At 70.0% G+C, this 19,291-nt stretch carries 11 protein-coding genes; 4 read left to right on the top strand and 7 right to left on the bottom strand.

The window, feature by feature from the left end:
* Nucleotides 1–32: 32 nt before the first annotated feature.
* Nucleotides 33–3,401 (bottom strand): TonB-dependent receptor, encoded by a 3,369-nt coding sequence (locus tag DDF62_RS19970; RefSeq protein ID WP_116490723.1) that lies wholly within the window; start codon nucleotides 3,399–3,401, stop codon nucleotides 33–35.
* A gap of 318 nt (nucleotides 3,402–3,719) precedes the next feature.
* Between DDF62_RS19970 and DDF62_RS19975 the strand changes: the two genes are divergently transcribed.
* Nucleotides 3,720–4,739 (top strand): cupin-like domain-containing protein, encoded by a 1,020-nt coding sequence (locus DDF62_RS19975; protein ID WP_116490724.1) that lies wholly within the window; start codon nucleotides 3,720–3,722, stop codon nucleotides 4,737–4,739.
* Here DDF62_RS19975 and DDF62_RS19980 read toward each other — a convergent pair.
* Nucleotides 4,736–5,671, bottom strand: a complete 936-nt coding sequence (locus DDF62_RS19980; protein WP_208866903.1) for a cellulase family glycosylhydrolase — start codon at nucleotides 5,669–5,671, stop codon at nucleotides 4,736–4,738. The two genes, DDF62_RS19975 and DDF62_RS19980, sit on opposite strands and share 4 nt — an antisense overlap.
* 203 nt (nucleotides 5,672–5,874) lie before the next feature.
* Between DDF62_RS19980 and DDF62_RS19985 the strand changes: the two genes are divergently transcribed.
* Complete coding sequence (locus tag DDF62_RS19985; protein WP_116490726.1) at nucleotides 5,875–7,086, top strand: ROK family transcriptional regulator; 1,212 nt, start codon at nucleotides 5,875–5,877, stop codon at nucleotides 7,084–7,086.
* A 5-nt stretch (nucleotides 7,087–7,091) separates the two neighbouring features.
* Nucleotides 7,092–7,403 carry a DUF1244 domain-containing protein gene (locus DDF62_RS19990; protein WP_116490727.1) on the top strand — a complete coding sequence of 104 codons (312 nt, stop codon included), beginning with the start codon at nucleotides 7,092–7,094 and terminating at the stop codon, nucleotides 7,401–7,403.
* On the opposite strand, the gene DDF62_RS19995 is transcribed toward DDF62_RS19990, so the two are convergent.
* The 5 genes from DDF62_RS19995 to DDF62_RS20015 form a co-directional block, all read right to left on the bottom strand.
* On the bottom strand, nucleotides 7,400–10,828 hold the full coding sequence (locus tag DDF62_RS19995) for a glycosyl hydrolase 2 galactose-binding domain-containing protein (protein ID WP_116490728.1): 3,429 nt from the start codon (nucleotides 10,826–10,828) through the stop codon (nucleotides 7,400–7,402). The two genes, DDF62_RS19990 and DDF62_RS19995, sit on opposite strands and share 4 nt — an antisense overlap.
* A 50-nt stretch (nucleotides 10,829–10,878) precedes the next feature.
* A complete protein-coding gene (locus tag DDF62_RS20000) occupies nucleotides 10,879–12,360 on the bottom strand; it encodes a carboxylesterase/lipase family protein (RefSeq protein ID WP_116490729.1) in 1,482 nt (493 codons plus the stop codon).
* A gap of 14 nt (nucleotides 12,361–12,374) precedes the next feature.
* Nucleotides 12,375–13,298, bottom strand: a complete 924-nt coding sequence (locus DDF62_RS20005) for an ROK family protein (RefSeq protein WP_116490730.1) — start codon at nucleotides 13,296–13,298, stop codon at nucleotides 12,375–12,377.
* 123 nt (nucleotides 13,299–13,421) lie between these two features.
* The gene (locus tag DDF62_RS20010; protein WP_116490731.1) at nucleotides 13,422–14,612 is read right to left on the bottom strand and encodes a glycoside hydrolase family 27 protein; all 1,191 of its coding nucleotides are present in this window, start codon (nucleotides 14,610–14,612) and stop codon (nucleotides 13,422–13,424) included.
* 315 nt (nucleotides 14,613–14,927) lie between these two features.
* Nucleotides 14,928–16,943, bottom strand: a complete 2,016-nt coding sequence (locus tag DDF62_RS20015) for a TonB-dependent receptor (RefSeq protein ID WP_116490732.1) — start codon at nucleotides 16,941–16,943, stop codon at nucleotides 14,928–14,930.
* A gap of 168 nt (nucleotides 16,944–17,111) precedes the next feature.
* Here DDF62_RS20015 and DDF62_RS20020 point away from each other — a divergent pair, with 168 nt between their 5' ends.
* Nucleotides 17,112–19,142, top strand: coding sequence for a phytase (locus tag DDF62_RS20020; protein WP_116490733.1), 2,031 nt, complete (start codon nucleotides 17,112–17,114; stop codon nucleotides 19,140–19,142).
* Nucleotides 19,143–19,291 lie beyond the last annotated feature (149 nt).

Below are 19,291 nucleotides of genomic sequence, written 5' to 3' on the forward strand. Positions count from 1 at the left end.
CGGACCGATGGCCCGCCCCTTCTCCAGATCGATCAATACTTGAAGCGGAACGTCAACAGGTAACGCTTGTCGGTGCGGTTCCAGGCGTTGTCCTTCAGGAGGCCGCCGGCCGACGCGTCGTTGACCTGCTGCTTGAGCACGGACTCGGTGTTCAGCAGGTTGCTGCCTTGCAGGCTGATCTCGAGGTTGTCGCTGGCCCGATACCGGATCGAGGCGTCGAGATAGCCCGCGTCGTCCTGCCAGATCGGGAAGGCCAGGCAGCAGTCCATGGCGGTCAGCAGGTACTTCGAGCGCCAGTTGTAGGCCGCCCGCACCGCCCAGCGACCTTTCTCGTACATGCCCACGAGGTTGTAGGCGTACTTCGAGAGGCCTTCGAGCGAGTCCACCTGCACCGCCCCGTCGGCCTGGCTGAGGCCGCCGCCGCTGGTGTTGGAGCCGCCGCCGCCCGAGGCGTTGCTCAGATTGCTGTTCGTGATCCCCTTGTTCTCGACATAGGTGAAGTTGGCCTGGATCCCGAGGCCGTCGAACGGCGCGGGCAGGAAGTCGAAGTAGCGCTGGTAGGCTGCTTCGGCGCCGCGGATCTTGGCCCCGTCGCCATTGACCGGACCACGCGTCAGCACCGTGCGGGTGACGCCGTTGACCGTGACGTCCTGGTTGAAGCCGCCGTACTGGATGTAGTCGTTGAACTTCTTGTAGAAAACCGCCAGCGAGAACGACCCCACCTCGGCGAAGTAGTGCTCGAGGCTGATGTCGATCTGGTCGGCCGTCATCGGCTTCAGGTACGGATTGTAGGAATCCGCCGTGTAGCGAAGGTTGGCCCCGGTGATGTTGCCCGCGCTGTCCTTGACCCACAGGGGATCATTGACGTTGTTCATGTCCGGCCCAGCCATGTTCACCTGAACATAGTTCTTCAGGTAGCCGATGTCGGGGCGCGACATGGCGCGCGACGCCGCCAGGCGCAGCTGCCACTCGTCATTGAGGTCGATCTTCAGGTTGAAGCTCGGCAGCACGTTGTGGTGCTTCTGGCGCACGGTGCTGGCCGAGGCCAGCCCATCGGTGAACGCCTTGTCGTCGGCCGAGAGGTAGCACCACAGGCTCTGCGGCACGTAGGCGCCGGCGATCGGCAGACCGTCCGGCCCCATCGGACGACCGCGCGGCTGACAGACCCGAGGATCGGTCTTGCCGAAGTCGGCGTGGACCAGCGAGCCGCTGCTTTCGTTTTGCGTCTCGACATAGCGCAGGCCGATGTTGCCGCTGATCCCGAAGCCGCCGATCGTGTGGTCGCGCCCGCCGAACTTCAGCATGAAATAGGCGGCGTTGGTCTTCTCCGAGACGTCGGTGATTTCCTGCGGCAGGAAGCAGTTGGTCTCGCCGGCGCGATAGCAGACCGCCTCCCAGCGCGAGGAGCCGACGCCTGTGTTGGAATAGCCGAAGGCCTTCTGGAACTTCTCCAGGTCCTTGACGAAGTCCATGCTGGCGAAGGTCAGCATGCCGGTCTTCAGCACGTCGCCGCCGAAGATGTCGTTGAACGAGCGCACGTCCGGCAGGTTGCGGTCCCAGCCGCTGAAGGTGGTCGTGGGATTGCCGGCGGCGCAGTCGCCGTTGACGTTGGCGGCCGGCGCGGTGCGGTCGACGTTGTACCAGAGATAGTCGGTGCTGTTGACGCCGCCGCCGCCCTGGTCGCAGCCCCAGGCGTTGGCGATGCCGCCCCAGTTATAGACGCTCCAGCGCACCGTCTGCTCGCGGTCGGCATGGCGCGCGCCGACCTTCAGCGAATCCAGCCAGCCATCGCCCAGGTCGTACTGCACGTCGATCCGCGCGGCGAACTGGTCGCCTTCGCTGCGTTCCAGGTGGTTGTTGACGTTGTTGAAGCGCCAGGCGTTGGGGTTGGCGAGGCCGCCCGGGGCGTAGTTGATGTTGGTGCCCGGCAGCACCGTCATGATCGGGTGGTCGCCGGTCGCGTCGATATTGAGGTTGGCGTAGGACACCAGGCCGACGTCGGCGTCGTAGTTCGACAGCTTGGCCTTCACCTTCTGGACGTCGAAGTTGAAGCGCAGGCGGTCGGTCGGATCCCACTTCAGATTGAAGCCCAGGTCCTGGGTGGTCTGCTTGTTGTAGTTGTAGCGGGTGGTCGCCGACAGCTCGCCGCCGCGCTGCTCGGGCGCGCAGTCGGTCCGGCCCGTCCAGCCGTAGCAGGGCTCGATGACCGGCTGGCCCGTCGAGGTCTGGCCGATCAGGTAGCCGGCCCAGTCGTTGTTGGCCGAGGTGGTGTTGCCGACCCAGCCGAGCGGCGAGGTCATGATCCCGCTCTCGAAGTTCCCCTCGTCGTCGAACTTGAAGGTCGTGCCCGGCGCCGGCAGCACATAGGTATTGGCGTCGGCGTTGGTGATCTGGAAGTGCGGACCGCGGTTGTAGAGGCTGAAGGCGCTGCCCTGCACCGAGCGCTCGTGCCAGATGTTCTCGTAGCTCGACTTGTTGAACTGCACCGTGGCCAGGAACTTCTGGTCGTTGTCGCGCCACTGGCCGGCGGCGGCGACACCGTTGCGGGTGCGGTCGAACTCGGTGTGGGCCAGGCGGTACCAGGCCGGGATGTACTTGGTCCCGCCGCCGAACATGGTCACATCCTTGAAGATGCCCATGCGGCCGAACTGCGAGCTTTCCGAGATGGTGTTCAGCTCCGAATGGGCGCCGTTCACCATCAGGCCGAACTCGCCGATCTCGGTCGCCCAACGGTTGGCGTAGATCGCCGAGACTTCGGGCGTCACCTGTTCGGACAGGTTGCCGTAGTTCAGCGAGGTGGTGATGCCGATCACCCTGCCAGCGCTGTCGAACGGCAGGCGGGTCTTCAGGTCGACCGTGCCGGCGATGCCGCCCTCGATCAGTTCGGCGGTCTGGTTCTTGTAGGTGTCGACCCCGCCCATCAGCTCGGGCGAGACGTCGCCCCACGACAGGCCGCGCGAGGAGTTGGCGCTGAAGGTGTCGCGACCGTTGAACTCCGAGCGCACCTGCGACAGGCCGCGAACGATGACGCCCGAGGGCTCGGCCGAGAAGTGGGTGGTGTCGCTGGTCGAGGCGTAGCGGTTGACGGTGACGCCCGGCACGCGCTGCAGGGCCTCGGCGACCGACTTGTCGGGGAACGAACCGATGTCGCTGGCGGTGATGGAGTCGACGATCGTGTCGGCGCTGCGCTTGATCTGCTGGGCCGACTTCAGCGCCGCGCGCTGGCCGGTGACGATCACCGCCTCCACCTGATTGTCGGCGATCACGTCCGACGGCGAGGCCTGCGAGGCGGCCGGAGCGGTCGACACCGTCTCCTGCGCCAGAGCCGGCGCCGCGGTCAGCAGGGCCGCGACCGAAGCGCAGCCCATCCATCCGGCCATGCGGATTCGCGTGGTTCTCATAGTCGTCCCCTCCCAAGGCCGCGCTCGCTCACGCAGCCCTTCAAGTGTCCGGAGCTTGCGCCCGGAGATGAGCGGTCGTGCCGCCGTTTGTGCGGGAAGGCTTGGCCAAGCGTCCTGGCGTCGCGCTTCCTCCCGTCGCGCCCGTCTCGACGCGGGCGCTTGATGTTTCATAACCGTAGCAAACGCCGGTACGCCAGCATTTTATAAAAATATTTTGTTTAATCTTTGAGCCTTGCCAACCGCTGTTGCCTGACGGACACAATCACCCTCCAGTACGCCCCGTTCGAAGGGTGACGACCTTCGAGGGGAGGCAGGCCGGTGAAGGCAATCTTCGAATCCAGGGCGACCTCGCCAGAGGCGCTGGGCGCCCTGACGACCACCGCCGAGCCGGTGGTGATCCGTGGTCTCGTATCCCATTGGCCGGTGGTCGCGGCGGGCCGCGCCGGCCATGAGTCGCTGTTCGACTACCTGTCGCGGTTCGACGCCGGCCAGTCGGTGGCCACCGTCTTCGCTCCAGCCGAGGCCGGAGGGCGGTTCTTCTACGCCGACGACCTGGCGAACATGAACTTTCGGGGCGGACGGGCCCGGCTGCGGAAGACCTTCGATTTCCTGGCGCAGCACGCCGACGACGCCGAGCAGACGGCGCTGGCCGCCCAGTCCGTGCCGGCCTGGAACGCCCTGCCCGGCTTCGCCGAGGAAAACCCCCTGCCCCTGCTCGGCCCCGAGGTCGAGCCGCGCGCCTGGATCGGCAATCGCGTCATCGTCGCCGCCCATCACGACCCGTTCGAGAACATCGCCTGCGTGGTCGCCGGCCGCCGCCGCTTCACCCTGTTCCCGCCCGACCAGGTGGAGAACCTCTACATGGGCCCGTTCGAGCGCACGCCGGCCGGGGCGACCATAAGCCTGGTCTCGCTGGAGGATCCCGACCTCGAGACCTTCCCCCGTTTCGCCCAGGCCCTGGAGGTCGCCCAGACCGCGGAACTGGAGCCGGGCGACGCGATCTATGTGCCGTACCTGTGGTGGCACCACGTCCGCTCGCTGGAGACGGTCAACATGCTGGTGAACTACTGGTGGACCCCGCCCAACCAGGGACGCGGCCTGGCCCGCGACGCCTTCATGCACGCCATGCTGACCCTGCGCGCCCTGCCCCCGGCCCACCGCCAGGCCTGGAAGGCGATGTTCGACCACTACGTCTTCCGCACCGAAGGCGACGCCAACGAGCATCTGCCTGCGCAGGCGCGAGGAATCCTGGGCGATCTGGACGAAGGCGCGGCCCGGGAACTGCTGACCATCCTGTCGCGCGTGCTGGCCGAGTCCGCGGCCGCCAAGCGCAGCTAGCGGCAGCCGGTGAAGACACGCGAGCGCCGGCTGGTCTCGCGCACCCCGCCCGCCCCATCGAAGAAGCGCCTGCCCCACGGCGTCAGCCGCCGTCCGTCTAAGCGCTCGACGAGATCGAGGTCGGCGACCTCGGGCGCGTTGCCCGACCACGACCAGCCCAGATAGCCCACGCCCATGGCGCCGGAGAGACGGAAGATCGCCTCCTCGTCGACCGGCTGGCCGCGATGGTCGGGCCCGAACTCGCCGACGATCAGCGGCAGGCGCGCGGCCTCGAAGGCGCGCAGGTAACCCTCGACGGCCTTCTCCTCGCCGTAGGCCTCGTACATGTGGACGTCGAAGACGAGGTTATGCTGCGGATCGGCGGCGAACAGTTCCGCGGCCCGATCCCGCATGGTTCCAGAGCTGTCCTGGCCGTAGTCGTGGGCGTCGATCACCAGGCTGTGGCGCAGGCCCAGGGCGCGCAGGGCGACGATGGCCGTGCGATGAGCCTCCAGCCACTGCTGCGGCGAGGTCGTCCCCGCCGTGGGCTCGTTGCCGATGTTGACGAGGACATAGTCCTCCTGGCCGCGCAGGACCGGAGCGAGCCGCGTCCAGTAGGCCAGCGCTGCGCCGATGTGCGCCGCCTTCGGTTCGAGACCGTAGCCGGTGGTGTCGTGCACCTCGAGGATCACCACCTGCCCGGCGCGGCGAGCCTGGGCGATGATCCTGCGCACCGCGCGCGGCGAAGTGCGCCGCCAGCGTGTTCCGTCGCTCAGAACGACGCGAACCGTGTTGGACCCCAGCTCCGCCGTTTCGCGGATTGCCTTGCCCGTGGCGCGCGGCTTCCAGGCGTGAGGCAGGTTGACCCCGCGCATGACGAAGACATCGCCGCAGGCGTCGATCAGGCGGCCGTCATGCACCGAGAAGCCGGCGAAGGCGGGCGTGGCGAGCAAGGCGAACGCCAGCCCAAGGCTTCCGGCCCATGTCCGCACGGCGTACGCCCCCATCACTGCCTCCCTGCGCAGGGAAGCGACCCTGGCGATGGCGTTCGCCGCGCGCAAGGCATAAAAGAAAGCAATTTTCTTTATTTCGCGCGACACCGCACCGGTCGCCGACCTTTCGCGCGCCACGCCGCAGGTGCTAAGCCAGAGCACAGATGAGCCAGTCGCCCAAAAGCCCCGCCCGCAAGACCTCGCAAGCCGGTCCGAGCCTGTCCGGCACGAATCTGGAGCGGGCCGGCGACTACAACCAGCGGGTCACCCTCCAGTCGATCCGTATCGGCGGCGCCAAGACCAAGCCCGAGATCGCGGCCCTGACCGGCCTGACCGTGCCGGCCATCACCAACATCACCAAGCGCCTGCTGGACGACGGCCTGATCGTCGAGGCCGGCAAGCTGCACGGCGGTCGCGGCCAGCCGGCCATGACCCTGGCGGTTAATCCCGACGGCTGCTTCTCGATCGGCCTCAACATCGACCGCGACCACGTCACCATCCTGCTGCTCGACTTCGCCGGCCAGGTGCGGGCGCGCTCGACCTGGGAAGTGGCCTTCGCCGGCCCCGACGCGGTGGCCGAGTTCTTCGAGACCAACTGGAAGGCCTTCCTCAAGACCAAGGGCGTCGAGGCCGACCGGATCATCGGCGTGGGCGTGGCCATGCCCGACGACATGGCCCGGGTCGACCTGCCCCATCGCCCGACCGAGTACGGAGCCTGGAACACCGCCGATGTGCGCGAACTGCTGTCGCGCCGCCACGACCTGCCGGTGACCGTCGAGAACGACGCCGCCGCCGCGGCGCTGGGCGAGCTGCACTTCGGCCATGGCATGAACGCGCCCAGCTTCTTCTACGTGCTGGTCACCTCGGGCCTGGGCGGCGGCCTGGTGGTCGAGGGCGAATATTTCCGCGGCGCCCAGGGCCGCAGCGGCGAGCTGGGCTTCCTGCCGGTGACCTCTCCGCGCATCGATGTGGCCACCCTGCAGGAGGCCGTCTCGCTGTCGGCCCTGGCCCAGTTCCTCGAGAACAACGGCTTTTCCATCGCCGCGCCCGGCGACCTGGAAACGCTGCCCCAGAAGGGACTGGAGGCCGTCGAGGCCTGGATCGACCTGGCCGCCGACCTGCTGGTCGGACCGATGGTGGCGGTCAGCTGCCTGATCAATCCGCAGGCCGTCTACATCGGCGGCCGCCTGCCCGAGAGCCTGGTCGACCGTCTGGCGGCCGCCCTCGAAACCAAGCTCGCCGGCGTGCCCGGCGTGCCCGCCCTCGCCCCGGTTCAGCGCGCGGCCCTGGCCGCCGACGCGCCGGCCATGGGCGCGGCCATCCTGCCGATCATCGAACGCCTGCTGCCTTCGCGGGCGGCCCTGCAGAAGACCTGAAGACCATGACTGTCGAGATCGACGACCGCCTCGCCGCCGCCGCCTTCCGCCGCCTGGTCGAGCACCTGCGCATGCGCACCGACGCCCAGAACGTCGACCTGATGGGCCTGGCCGGCTTCTGCCGCAACTGCCTGGCCGACTGGGTCGAGGAGGCCTCGGACGGCGCGCTCGACAAGAACGCGGCCCGCGAGGCGATCTACGGCATGCCCCAGTCCGAGTGGAAGGTCCGTCACCAGGCGCCGGCCTCCCCCGAGCAGCTTGCGCGGATGGAGGCCAGCGTGGCGCTGAACAAGCAGCTGCGGGGCGAGCGCGACTAGCGCACCGCCTCGGTGCGCGGCGTCACGTTCCAACCGCGCAGGGCGACCTTCGCGCCCTTCCCGGCCCCGGTCGGGTAGCGGACCTCCACCGTCCGCGTCTCGCCCGGCAGCAGCGAGACGTAATTGTCCGAATAGTAGGCCGGCAGGATGCGGTCTCCCTTGGCGTCGACCAGCGTCAGCTTTGCGTTCAGGGCGGGTGCGGCGCCCGTATTGACCAGGGTGACGGCGACCACGGCCTCGCCCTTGTCGACCTTTCCGGACCTGGCCGACAGCGTCACGGGCTGGGCCGCCATCCGCGACAGCCGTCGCTCGCCGGCGTCGTCGGCCCCGACCCAGTAGAGGTTTCGCGACAGCACCGCGCCGCTCGCGGCGGCAAGGTCGAGGCGGACTACGGCCGCCTCCCCGCTCTTGAGGCCAAGGTCGAGCGTGCGGCCGGGCGCGACGGCGTTGGCGGCGGCGTCCACCGTGTCGGTCTGGTCGGACAGCACCTTGCCCGAAAGGTCGAGCACCCGCGTCCGCAGCCTGGCGCCGGCGATCGGCGCGGTCGTGTTGTTGACCACCGCCAGGGCGTGGTCGGCCAGGCTCATCTGCGCGTGGACGGGCTCGGCGGCGGCCTTGGTTCCGTAGAAGGCGCCGTGGGTGTCGTAGTCGTGGCTGAGGATCTGCCACATGGTCGAGGGCCAGGCCGGCTGGGTCATCCAGAGCAGGCGGCCCGACGACCTGGTCCAGAGCTCCTGGTTCATGCCCTCGAAGATCGCCCGGTGCGTCTCGTAGTTCATCAGCTGGGCCTTGCGCTCGAAGTCTTCGAGGCTGGTGGGCGCGCCCAGCTTGGCAGCCATGGCGTCGGTGAAGGTCTTGGTCGCGCCGTTACCGGTGGGATGCCAGTCGTGATAGGCCCACGTGTCGCTGATCGGCCAGCGATCGGGCGCCGGCACGGCGGCCGAGAACGCCTCCAGCGTCGGGAACGACGGCGTGCCGACCTCCACCGAGAAGCCCTTGGCGTGCTCGGTGAAATAGGTCTCCGGCTCACGGTAGTTGTATGGTCCGCTGTTCTGCAGGTTCACCCGGTTGGAGCTGCCGGTGTACCAGCGCGTGCCGTCCAGGTCGTGGACCAGCGCCTCCAGGCCCTCGTTGAGGATCGGATGCGGCACGCCCTCGTTGCGCCCGAACCACAGCACGATCGAGGGGTGGTTGCGGTAGCGCTTGATGACGTCGGCGGCGTTGTCCAGGAACAGCGGCACGTCCTGGGGCTCAAGCTGGTAGTCCTGGGTCGAGGCCCAGAAGTCGTTGAGCACCAGCAGGCCGTACTCGTCGGCCAGGTCGTAGAACGGCTCCTCGGTATTCTGGCCCACCCAGTTGCGGATGGTGTTGAGCCCCGCCTCCTTGTGCAGGCGGAAATAAGGTTCCAGCCGCTCGCGCTCGATGCGCTTGCGCCAGTCGTCCGTACCCCAGTTGCCGCCGCGCGCGGCGATCTTCACGCCGTTGACCTTCAACACCAGATGCGGCGAGAGGCCCGTCTCGGGTACGTCGCGCACCGCCGGCGAGGTCTCGCCCTGCGCCGTCAACGAGGTCGCCCAGCCGTCCACCACCTTGCGGATGCCCTCGTGGCTGCCGTCGGTGACGTCCTGGCCAAGCTGCCGGGCCTTGCTGAAATCGACCTCGACCCGGCGCAGATGGCCAGTCGGGTTCATCAGGGAAAGCTCGTAGGTCACCTGGCGGATGCCGAACCGCAGGCGCTTCTCGTCCGAGACCTGGCCGTCGACCGAGGCGGTCAGGGTCAGGTCGTGCAAGGCCTGCTCGCCATAGCCGTTGGGCCACCAGAGCCTGGGGGTGGCCACGGCCAACTTCGGAAACTCTGCGGGCGTCAGGCGCACGGTCGAGGCGCCGGGCTGGACGGTGACCGTCTTGCTGACCCGGACGCCGTCGAACGCGGCCGTCACCGTCGCCTGGACCGGACGGTCCGACAGGTTCTCGACCGGGGCCAGAATCTCGATCTCGGCCAGGCTGTTGTCGGGCTTGCCGGCCATTGGGGGGAGCGTCGTGACCACCTGCGGGTCGCCCAGGCGTGCATCGCCCGAGGCTTCCAGCACCACGTCCTGCCAGAGGCCGGTGTTGCGGTCGCGGACGCTGGGGATCCAGTCCCAGCCCTCGCTGGCGACGAAGGTCGGACCGTCCAGGGCCATCATGCCGCCGTTCTCGCCGACCCCGGCGGTCAGCGACTCCTCGTGCGCCAGCCCGGGATGCGGCGGCGGCGAGACCTTCACGGCCAGCACGTTGCCGGTCGGCTTCAGCTTGCCCGCCACATCGAAGCGGCCCCGCACGAAGGCGCCCCTCATGTCGCCCAGCTTTTCGCCGTTCAGCCACACCTCGGCCGCGTAGTTCACGCCCTTGAAGGTCAGGCGCGGACGCTTGCCCGCGACGGCGGCCGGCGCATCGAAGATCGTACGGTACCAGTAGGCCTGCCTGTTCAGGCTCTCGGGAATGGCGGTGTTGTTGAGGCCGTAATCGGGGTCTGGATAGACGCCGCGATCGACCAGGGTGGTCAGCACCGTGCCGGGGACGGTGGCGGCGTACCAGCCCTTGGCGTCGAAACCCTGAGACGACACGCCCGCGCCGCCCTCGGCCACCTTGGGAGCTTCGACCAGGCTCCAGCGCTTCAGCGTCCAGGCGCCGGGGCCGGCCTCGACCAGGGCCGGACCCGCATAGGCGGGCTTGGCGACCGGAGCCGATATCGCCCCCTTGCCCTGCGGGCGCGTCCACGCCTCCTGCGGCGTCACCTGGCCGGCCTGCTGGCGCACCTGCACCGGCCAGTTCGGGCTGCCAGTCTCGAACACGGTCAGCGGATCGGGCTTGTGCGCTGCGAGCGCTCGGACCTCAGCGTCGGAGAGCGCGCGAGCCTCGGCGCGGAAGCCGGCCACCTGTCCGGCGAACGGCGCGAACCCTGCGGCCTTGCGCGGTCCCAGCGCGACCATGGCCGGAGTCGCGGCGGCGGGCGCGGCGCCCTGGGCCTGCGCCTTGCCGTCGACATAGAGCGTGACCTTGGCGCCGTCCGAAACGGCGGCGACGAAACGCCAGTCGCCGGGCCGAGGCGCATCGCCCCCCTTGATCTGGGTTCCCGAGGTCACGACGGCGAAACCGTCGGGCGCCACCGCCAGGAAGCGTCCGCTGGCGACGTCGCCGATCCCGGCCGCCAGCGCTTGACTGGCTTGCGCCTCGGAGGTCCTGATCCAGCCCGACAGCGACCAGGGCGCTCCGGCCGGCAGGGTCTGGCCCGCCGCGGCGCCGGCCAAAGGTCGCGCCAGGCCGTCGCCGCCGGCCGGGAACTCGGCGTTGTAGGGTCCCCAGCCTTGGGCGGACGCCGTCAGCGGCGCCAGCAGAGCAAGGGCGCAGCCGGCGACCAGGACGGATTTCGAGCGGCTCTTCATCCTCATCGTTTCCTCCGCGCGCGGCTTGGTCGCCGCTTGTTGCTGATGATCTAGGGTCGGGTGTGGAACCGGCAGTCGGGCTCTGGGCCTTGCTCGGCCCTTGGCCCGGTTGCGGTGAAAGACAGCCGTTCGCCCGCGCCGCTTTCGGCCGGCCAGGGCGGCAATCCGGGTCCGTTCGGCTCGCCGGTGCGCGCGAAAGCCGCCCAGTAAGCCTGCAACGGCGGACGCCCCTCGCCCGGCCGATCGAAGACGAAGGACAACTCCGAACCATGGCCCACGAACGTCTGACCGGGCGCGGGGACCTCCAGCTCGTAGCGCCAGACCTTGCCGCCGGCTTTCCGGCGCAGGCGCGCCGCCGTCTCGGCCGGGCAGCGGAACATCCGGTCGGTCGCCAGTCGCAGCACAGCATCGCCCTGCGCCGGGTCGACGGTGGCCGGCTGACCACGATCCAGGCCATAGGCCGCCAGCACCTGCGGCGCGCGACCCTTGAAGGCCTCGGCGATCCAGGCCCGGGCGCGCTGCGGCTCGCCGCCGAACAGGGCGATCTCGCGGGCGTTTGAGCCGAGGATCATCGGCTTCACGCCAGGATCGGCCAGCAGCGCCTCCGGCGACTTGGGCAGCACGGCGCCGTCGACGACCGCCTGCGTCCAGATGAAGCCCTGGTCGTCGATCGGCGCCGTCAGGGCCTCGGCGGCTTTCAGCAAGTCGTCGCCCGAGGTCCGCCGAAGATCGGCCAGCGATCCGGCCCCGACGCGACGCGCCAGATCCTCGCCGATCGCCTCGTTCTGTTTCAGGGAGCGCGGCGGAAAGCCGAAGCCCGGCATGCCGCTCTGCAGGATCCCCCGGGCGGCCAGGCTTCGCCCCTGCGGCGACAGCATGACGAGGCCCACGTCCTGGCCGCCGGCGGAATGGCCGAACAGGGTGATGTTGTCGGGATCCCCGCCGAACCCGGCGATGTTCTCACGCACCCATCGAAGGGCGGCGATGATGTCCATCAGGGCGTAGTTGCCCGACGCCCCGCCCTGCTCGCTCGTCAGCGCCGGATGCGACAGGAAGCCGAAGACGCCCAACCGGTACTGCACGCTGACCAGCACGACGCCCTGGTCGACCAGGCTCGATTCCACCGTACCCGCGCCGGATCCGGCATGGTTGGCGCCGCCGTGGATCCAGACCATGACCGGCAGCCGCGCGCCCGGCGCATGCCTGGGGGCGCGGACGTCCAGATAGAGGCAGTCCTCGCTGGAGCGCGCCGCGTCCGCCGCGTTCCAGCCCCGCGAGGTCTGTCGGCAGGCGGGCCCCGACGCCTGGGCCGGCCGCTCGCCGCTCCACGCGGCCACGGCCTGAGGCGGCTTCCAGCGCAACTCGCCGACCGGCGGTTGGGCGAAGGGAACGCCGAGGAAGGCCTGGCTGCCATCGGCCCGCCTCTCGCCGACCAGCGTCCCGGCGGTCGTCGAGACGCGGACGGGATCGGCGACGGCAGCGCCCGCCAGCGCTGTCAGGACGGCGACGATGAGCAAGCGCGCCAGCCCCATGGGTTCAACTCGCGTCAGGCCGCGACATCGCCGGCCCAATCGGCCTGGCTCCACAGGCGCGCGGCCCCGCGCACGCCCGAGGAGTCGCCCCAGCGGGCCTTGACGATGCGGCTCTCCCAGTTGTCGGTGAAGACGTGCGGCGCGACCAGCGCCGGAAGGCGTTCGTACAGCAGCTCGACATTCGACATGCCGCCGCCCAGCACGAAGACGTCGGGGTCGACGATGTCGGCGATCACGCCCAGCCCGCGGGCAAGTCGGTCGAGATAGCGGTCGAGCGCGCCCTGGGCGACGGGATCGCCCGAGACGGCGGCCTCGACAATGGCCGCGCCGCTGAGGTCGCCGCCGCCGTGTTCGCGGAAATCACGGCGGAAGCCGGTGCCGGAGATCCAGGTCTCCAGGCAGCCGCGCCGCCCGCACCAGCATTGCGGACCCGGGCTCTCCTCGGCCTTGGGCCAGGGCAGAGGCACGTGACCCCACTCGCCGGCCACGCCGTTGCCCCCTTCGACCAGCTTGCCGTCGATCGCGAGACCGCCGCCGCAGCCGGTGCCGATGATGACCGCGAAGGTCACCCGCGCCCCGGCGGCCGCGCCGTCGACGGCCTCGGACAAGGCCAGGCAGTTGGCGTCGTTGGCCAGGCGGATGGGCCGCTCCAACGCGGCCTCCAGGTCTTCCCGGAACCGGCGACCGTTGAGGTAGGTAGTGTTGGCGTTCCGGATCAGGCCGGTGCGCGGCGAGACCGAGCCCGGCGCGCCCACGCCCACCGTTCCCTTGCCGCCGACGGCCTGCTCGGTGCGGTCCACCAGGTCGCGCACCACCTTCAACGCCGCTTCGTAGTCGCCGGGCGTGGCGGCGCGGAGCGTCGAAAGCACGCGCCCATCGGGCGACAGGGCCGCCGCCTCGATCTTGGTTCCGCCGAAATCGACCCCGATCTGGATCACCCGAAACTCCCTTGCCGCACGCGTCCTAACCGGACGCCGCAACCTCCAGCGGCCAGAGGCTTACCTTGCGTCCGCCAGTCGCGCCAGAATAAAAAAAGACTTTTTATTTATTCATACTACAAGTCAGGGCGCGACCTTGAGCATGACGACGCCGTGCGGCGCCACCTGGGCCGCGTGACCGCCCTTGCGAGCGCCCAGGTCCTTGCCCGCCCACAGGTCGCGGACCTTGGCCGGCAGGGTTTCGGGATAGTCCAGCATCGTCCAGTCCACGCGGATCGTCGCCGGCGCCTGCCCGCGGTTCAGCAGCACCACGGCGCGACCGCCGCCTTTCAAGGGACGCGCCCAGACCTCCAGGTCGCCCTGCTTGGACACGCGCCGCGCCTGGGCGCCGAGCGTATCCTGGTCGACGGCGATGACCTCTTTGTTGGTCAGGATGGCCTTGGTGTCGGCGTCCATGTGACCGATGTCGTTGCCCGCGATCAGCGGCGCGGCCAGCATGGCCCAGAGGCTGAAATGCGCGCGGTACTCTTCGGTGGTCATGCCGCCGTTGCCGACCTCCAGCATGTCCGGATCATTCCAGTGGCCGGGCCTGGCGAACGGATAGAGTTCGACCTGCTTGTCGAGGATGTTCATGACGCCCAGGCTGTAGCCCTTCACGCCTTCCCAGGCGTCGTAGATGTCGCCCGCGGTGCGCCAGAGGTTTCCGACCGACGCGCCCCAGGTCCAGGGCTTGGAGTTTCCCCACTCGCAGATCGAGAAGACGATGTCCCGGCCCGAGGCCTGCAAGGCGGCCGACATGATGTAGTAGGACGACGGCGCGTCCTGCGTGCCGGCCATGCACCAGTCGTATTTCAGGTAGTCGACGCCCCAGGCCGCGTACTGCTTGGCGTCCTGGTACTCGTAGCCGCGGCTGCCTGGACGGCCCGCGCAGGTCTTCAGGCCGGCGTCCGAATAGATGCCGAACTTCAGGCCTTTGGAATGGATGTAGTCGCCCAGCGCCTTCATGCCGCTGGGAAAGCGCTTGGGATCGGGCTGGATGTCGCCGCGAGCATCGCGCTCGCCGTGCCAGCAGTCGTCGATGACGACGTAGTCGTAGCCGGCGTCCTTCATGCCCGAGGCGACCATGGCGTCGGCCATGCGCCGGATCAGGGTCTCGTCGACGTTGCAGGCGAACTTGTTCCAGCTGTTCCAGCCCATCGGCGGCGTGCGGGCCAGGCCATTGTCGGGCAGAGGCGGCGGCGGATCGTCGGCCAGGGCCGGAGCGGCGGTCGCCAGCAGGGACGCGGCCGCCAGGGTCGAGACGAGGCGCTTCATGGGTTCACGCTGGATATGAGGTGAAGAGAAGGACGGTCCGCCGGTCCCTTGGCTCCCGCTTGCAGGAATCTTGGGAAAGGCGCGGGTGAACCGGCGGACCGCGAGGCGACAAGGGCCTCAGTCGATCAGGCGGGGAAGAAAGCGGTTCGTGGACGCGAAAGCGCGTCGGGGCCGTGCCCGAAAGTCATGTTTGCCTCCCCAAGTCCTGCGCCGCGTCCTTGGTGGCGCGGGCGGCTGGCTTGAGACGGAGGTGACCACGGGCCCCGGCTCGCCGTCAATAGAATAAATAAATTTGTTTTTCTTTTTACCCCTACGTCAACGGACGTAGGTGATCCCCACCCTCAGGCTGCGCGGCGCGTCGTAGCTGGTGACGCCGTCGCCGGTCCGGCCGGTGGCGACGTCGGCGTCCAGCGCATTGCGCAGGTCGAGTTCCAGGCGGGTCGAGGGATTGAGCGCGTAGCGGGCCAAGAGATTGACGGTCGTGGCGGCTTGCAGCCGGCGGGTGTTGAGATCGTCGTCGAAGCGCGCCCCCTCATGGCGGGCGGCGAGGAACAGGTCCAGGCGCTTACTTGCGCGCCATTCCAGGCCGGCCGAGGCGGCGACGCGCGGAGCCTGGGCCGGGCGCTTGCCAGTCAGTTGCGGGGCCTGCGCGCCGCCGTCGACCTCGGCGTCGGTCGCCATCACCGCGCCGGTCAGCACGAGGCGCTCGCCGAGGCTGGCGCGACCTTCGACCTCCAGGCCCACGGCGTCGATGCGGCCGACGTTCCGGCGCTGGCGCAGCACGCCGCCGGCCGGGATGAAGCCGGCGGTGGGGAAGGTCGCCGGCCCCTGGCCGATCGTGACATTGGCCACCGGATCCTCCAGCCGGTTGAGGAACAGGGTGGCGGCGAGGCTCGCCCCCTGCCCTTCCAGCCCCGCCCCGGCCTCGACGCCGTAGAGACGCTCGGGCTTGAGGGCGGCGTTGGCCTCGGTGACGTCGTTGCCGACCCGGAACGGCCGGTGCAGTTCGTTGAGGCTGGGCGGACGAAAGCCCGCATAGGCGGCGGTGCGCACGAAGCCGGGGCCAAGGTCGCGGCGCAGGCCGATGCGGCCGGTGGGCGTGGTGGCCGAACGGCCGGCCGGCGTCTCGGCAAGGGTCGCCGCGCCGGTCTGGACGTCGTATTCGCGGCGACGGGCGTCGAAGGCCCGCCAGTGGTCGAGGCGCAGGTCGCCGGTGACCAGCCACGGGCCGGCGGTCCAGCTGGCGTCGGCATAGGCCCCCAGGGTCGTGGTCTGGCCGCCCGCCTCGCGCAGGCGGGTGAACTGGCCGCTCATGTAGCGGAAGCGCTCGTGGGTCTCGCCTTCGGCGGCCCGCAGGTCGGCGCCGATCTCCCATTCCAGCGGCCCGCGCACGCCGCGCATGGCGGCGTTGAAACCGTAGCCGTGGGCCGGCGTCTCGAACTGGTCGTTGGCCGGGGTGGTGAAGGCCCGCCCCGCGCCGACGGCGACCGAGCGGTTCTGCAGGTCGCTGACCAGGGTCCAGGCCTGCAGGCGCCAGCCGTTGCGCCCCTCGGCGGGAGCCTGGGCGAAGGTCAGGCTGGCTTGCGCGCCGCGCGAGCGGGAGTCGGCGCCGACCAGGCCCGAGCGGCGGTTCTCGTCATAGACCGCCACCCGGGCGGCCATGGCCGGACCACTCGACAGCCGGGCGTCGTAGCGCAGGGCCGCCGACCAGGCGTCGAGCGCCAGCGGCTCGTCGGCCGCGCCGCGTCCCGCGCGCACCGGCGTCCAGCCGTCCGAGCGCTCGGCCGTCGCGCTGGCCAGGAAGCCGCCGGCGCCGGCGTTGACCGCCGCGCGGCGATAGCCCTGGCCGCCGGCCTCGGCGCCGGCCTCCAGCACCGGCGCGCCGCCGTCGCGGCCGGTCAGGGCGACGACGCCGGTCAGGGCGCCCGCGCCATAGGCCTGGGCCCCGGCGCCGCGCACGATGCGAACATCCTGGATGGTCTCGGACGGCAGGCCGCTCCAGATCACCCAGCCGCCGAACGGGTCGTTCTGCGGCACGCCGTCCAGCGTGACCAGCGCCCGCCCGGCCCCGGACGGCGCGATGGCCCGCAGCGACAGGCCCTGCGTGGTCGGATTGGCCGCCAGGCTGGAGGTGCGGCGAAACAGCGAGACGCCCGGCGCGCGCGCCAGCTGTTCGTCGAGCCGCGCCCCGCGCGCCCAGGCCGGGTCGGCCAGACTGGTGATGGCGAAGGCGCCCTCCCCGGCCGACGGCGGCAGGCGGGCGCCGGTGACGACGACTTCCGAGACCGGAGCTTCAGGCGCGGGGGCGGTCTCGAGGGCGGCGTCGAACATCGGGGCTCCGGGCGGATGAGAGTCGGCGCAGCCTATCGCCGCCCCGGCGCAAGGGAACGTCCCTCCGGTGGAAAAGGCTCGCCTGTCATCAATCCGTTTTGCAATCGTCGCATAAGCCCTCGCGCGCGGGCCGCCGGCTCGCGCGCAGGTTTCCGGGGGACAAGCCGCATGACCCATCTTCGCGCCAGCGCCGCCGTCGGCGTGCTCGCCTTCCTGCTCGGCGCCGGATCGGCCCTGGCCCAGGGCGCGGCGGTCGCCCCGGTCGTCTCGACCGCCCCCACCGTCGAGGGCGGGGCCAATGGCATGGCCCTGCTGCGCAATCCGGCCGCGCCGGACAAGAGCCTGATCGCCGCCACCGGCGAGGGCGGCGGGCTGGAGCTCTACGGCCTCGACGGCCAGCGGGTCGGCGCGGTTCCCGGCGGCGAGGTCTATGGCGTCGACGTCCGCGAGCATGAGGGCAAGCCGCTGCTGGCGCTGCTGGACCGCAAGGGCGGCCGCCTGCGCCTGGCCGCCTACGATTTCGCCACCGGCCAGGCGACCAGCCTCGACGCCAAGCCGCTGACGCTGGACTACGCCGGCGAAGGCGTCTGCCTGCATCGCGGCGCCCGCGACGGCTCGCTGTACGCCTTCACCCTGGGCGTGGCCGGCCAGATGGACCAGTGGCTGCTGTTCCCGACCGCCGACGGCAAGCTGGACGGGCGCATCGTGCGCCGCCTGCACCTGTCGTCCGAGGCCAAGTACTGCGTCAGCGACGATGCGACTGGCGCGCTCTACGTCGCCCAGGAGGCGGTCGGCGTCTGGCGCTACGACGCCGATCCCGAAGCCGAGGCCGTGCCGACCCTGGTCGACGCCAACCGCCTGGGCCACATCGCCGGCGAAGTGGCGGGCCTGGCCCTGGTCGACGGGGGGCCCAGCGCCCGGTTCCTGGCCGCCGCCAATGCGACCGCCGGCGACTACAACCTCTATGACCGCGCCCGCGACGACGCCTTCGTCGGGACCTTCCGCATCGGGGCCGGCGACCAGAACGCGGTCGAGAACCCGTCGGGCCTGTTCGCCCTGCGCGGCCCCCTCGGCGATCGCCTGCCGGCCGGCGCCCTGCTGGTCGCCGACGACCGCAAGTCGGGCGCCAACATGAAGGTCGTCTCGTGGGCCGACGTGGCGGCCACGCTGAAGCTGGCCGTCGGCGACGCGGCCGGCTCCCGCCCCGCCAAGGGCTTCGCCACGGTCCAGCCGACCATGGAGACCAGGCCCGTCGACCATGACGGCGACGCCGCCGACGATCCGGCGATCTGGGCCAACCCGGCCGATCCGGCCAAGAGCGCGATCATCGCCACCGACAAGAAGGGCGGCCTGCTGGTCTACGACCTGTCGGGCCAGCCCTTGCAGTACCTGGCCGACGGCAAGATGAACAATGTCGACCTGCGGGCCGGCTTCAAGCTGGCCGGCCGCGAGACGATCCTGGTCGCCGCCAGCGACCGCACCCACAAGTCGATCGCGCTCTACACGCTGGACCCGGCGACGCGGCAGCTGACCTCGGTGGCCGACGGCGTACAGGCCACGGGGCTTTCGGACCCCTACGGCCTTTGCATGTATCGCGGCCGCAAGGGGCAGACCTACGTGTTCGTCGGCGACCCCGACGGGCTGCTGCGGCAGTGGAAGCTGGTCGCCCAGGCCAACGGCAAGGTCCGCGCCGTTCCGGTGCGCGACGTCAAGTTCGACACCCAGACCGAAGGCTGCGTCGCCGACGACGAGACCGGCGCCCTCTATGTGGCCGAGGAGGACGTCGCCCTGTGGAAGCTGGGCGCCGAGCCGACCGACCGCAAGGCGCCCAGAGCGATCGACCGCGTGGCGACGAACCCGGCCCTGAAGGACGACCTGGAAGGGGTCGGGCTCTACCGGCAGGCGGGCGGCAAGGGCTATCTGGTGGTCTCCAGCCAGGGCAACAACAGCTACGCTGTCTATCGCCGCGAGGGCGACAACGCCTATGTCGGCAGCTTTTCGGTCACCGCCGACGGGGCCAAGGGCATCGACGGGATCTCCGAGACCGACGGCCTGGACGTCACCAGCGCCTCGCTGGGCGCGGGCCTGGAAGACGGCGCCTTCGTCGCCCAGGACGGCCGCAACGTCTTCCCGCCCGAGCACCAGAACTTCAAGCTCGTGCCGTGGTCGGCGATCGCCGGGGCGCTGGGGCTGAAGTAGGCGGTGAGCGTCCTCCCAGATGCTCCCCCTGAAGGGGGAGCTGTCGCCCCCGGGTCCGGCCAAAGGCCGGCCCGAGGATAAACTCCGCCGACTGAGGGGGAAGGGATTGCTGGGTTTGGTGCGGTCGCTGTCTCATCAGGTACTTCCCC

Origin of the sequence: Caulobacter radicis (genome assembly GCF_003094615.1) — a bacterium.
GTDB classification, from domain to species: Bacteria; Pseudomonadota; Alphaproteobacteria; order Caulobacterales; family Caulobacteraceae; genus Caulobacter; species Caulobacter radicis.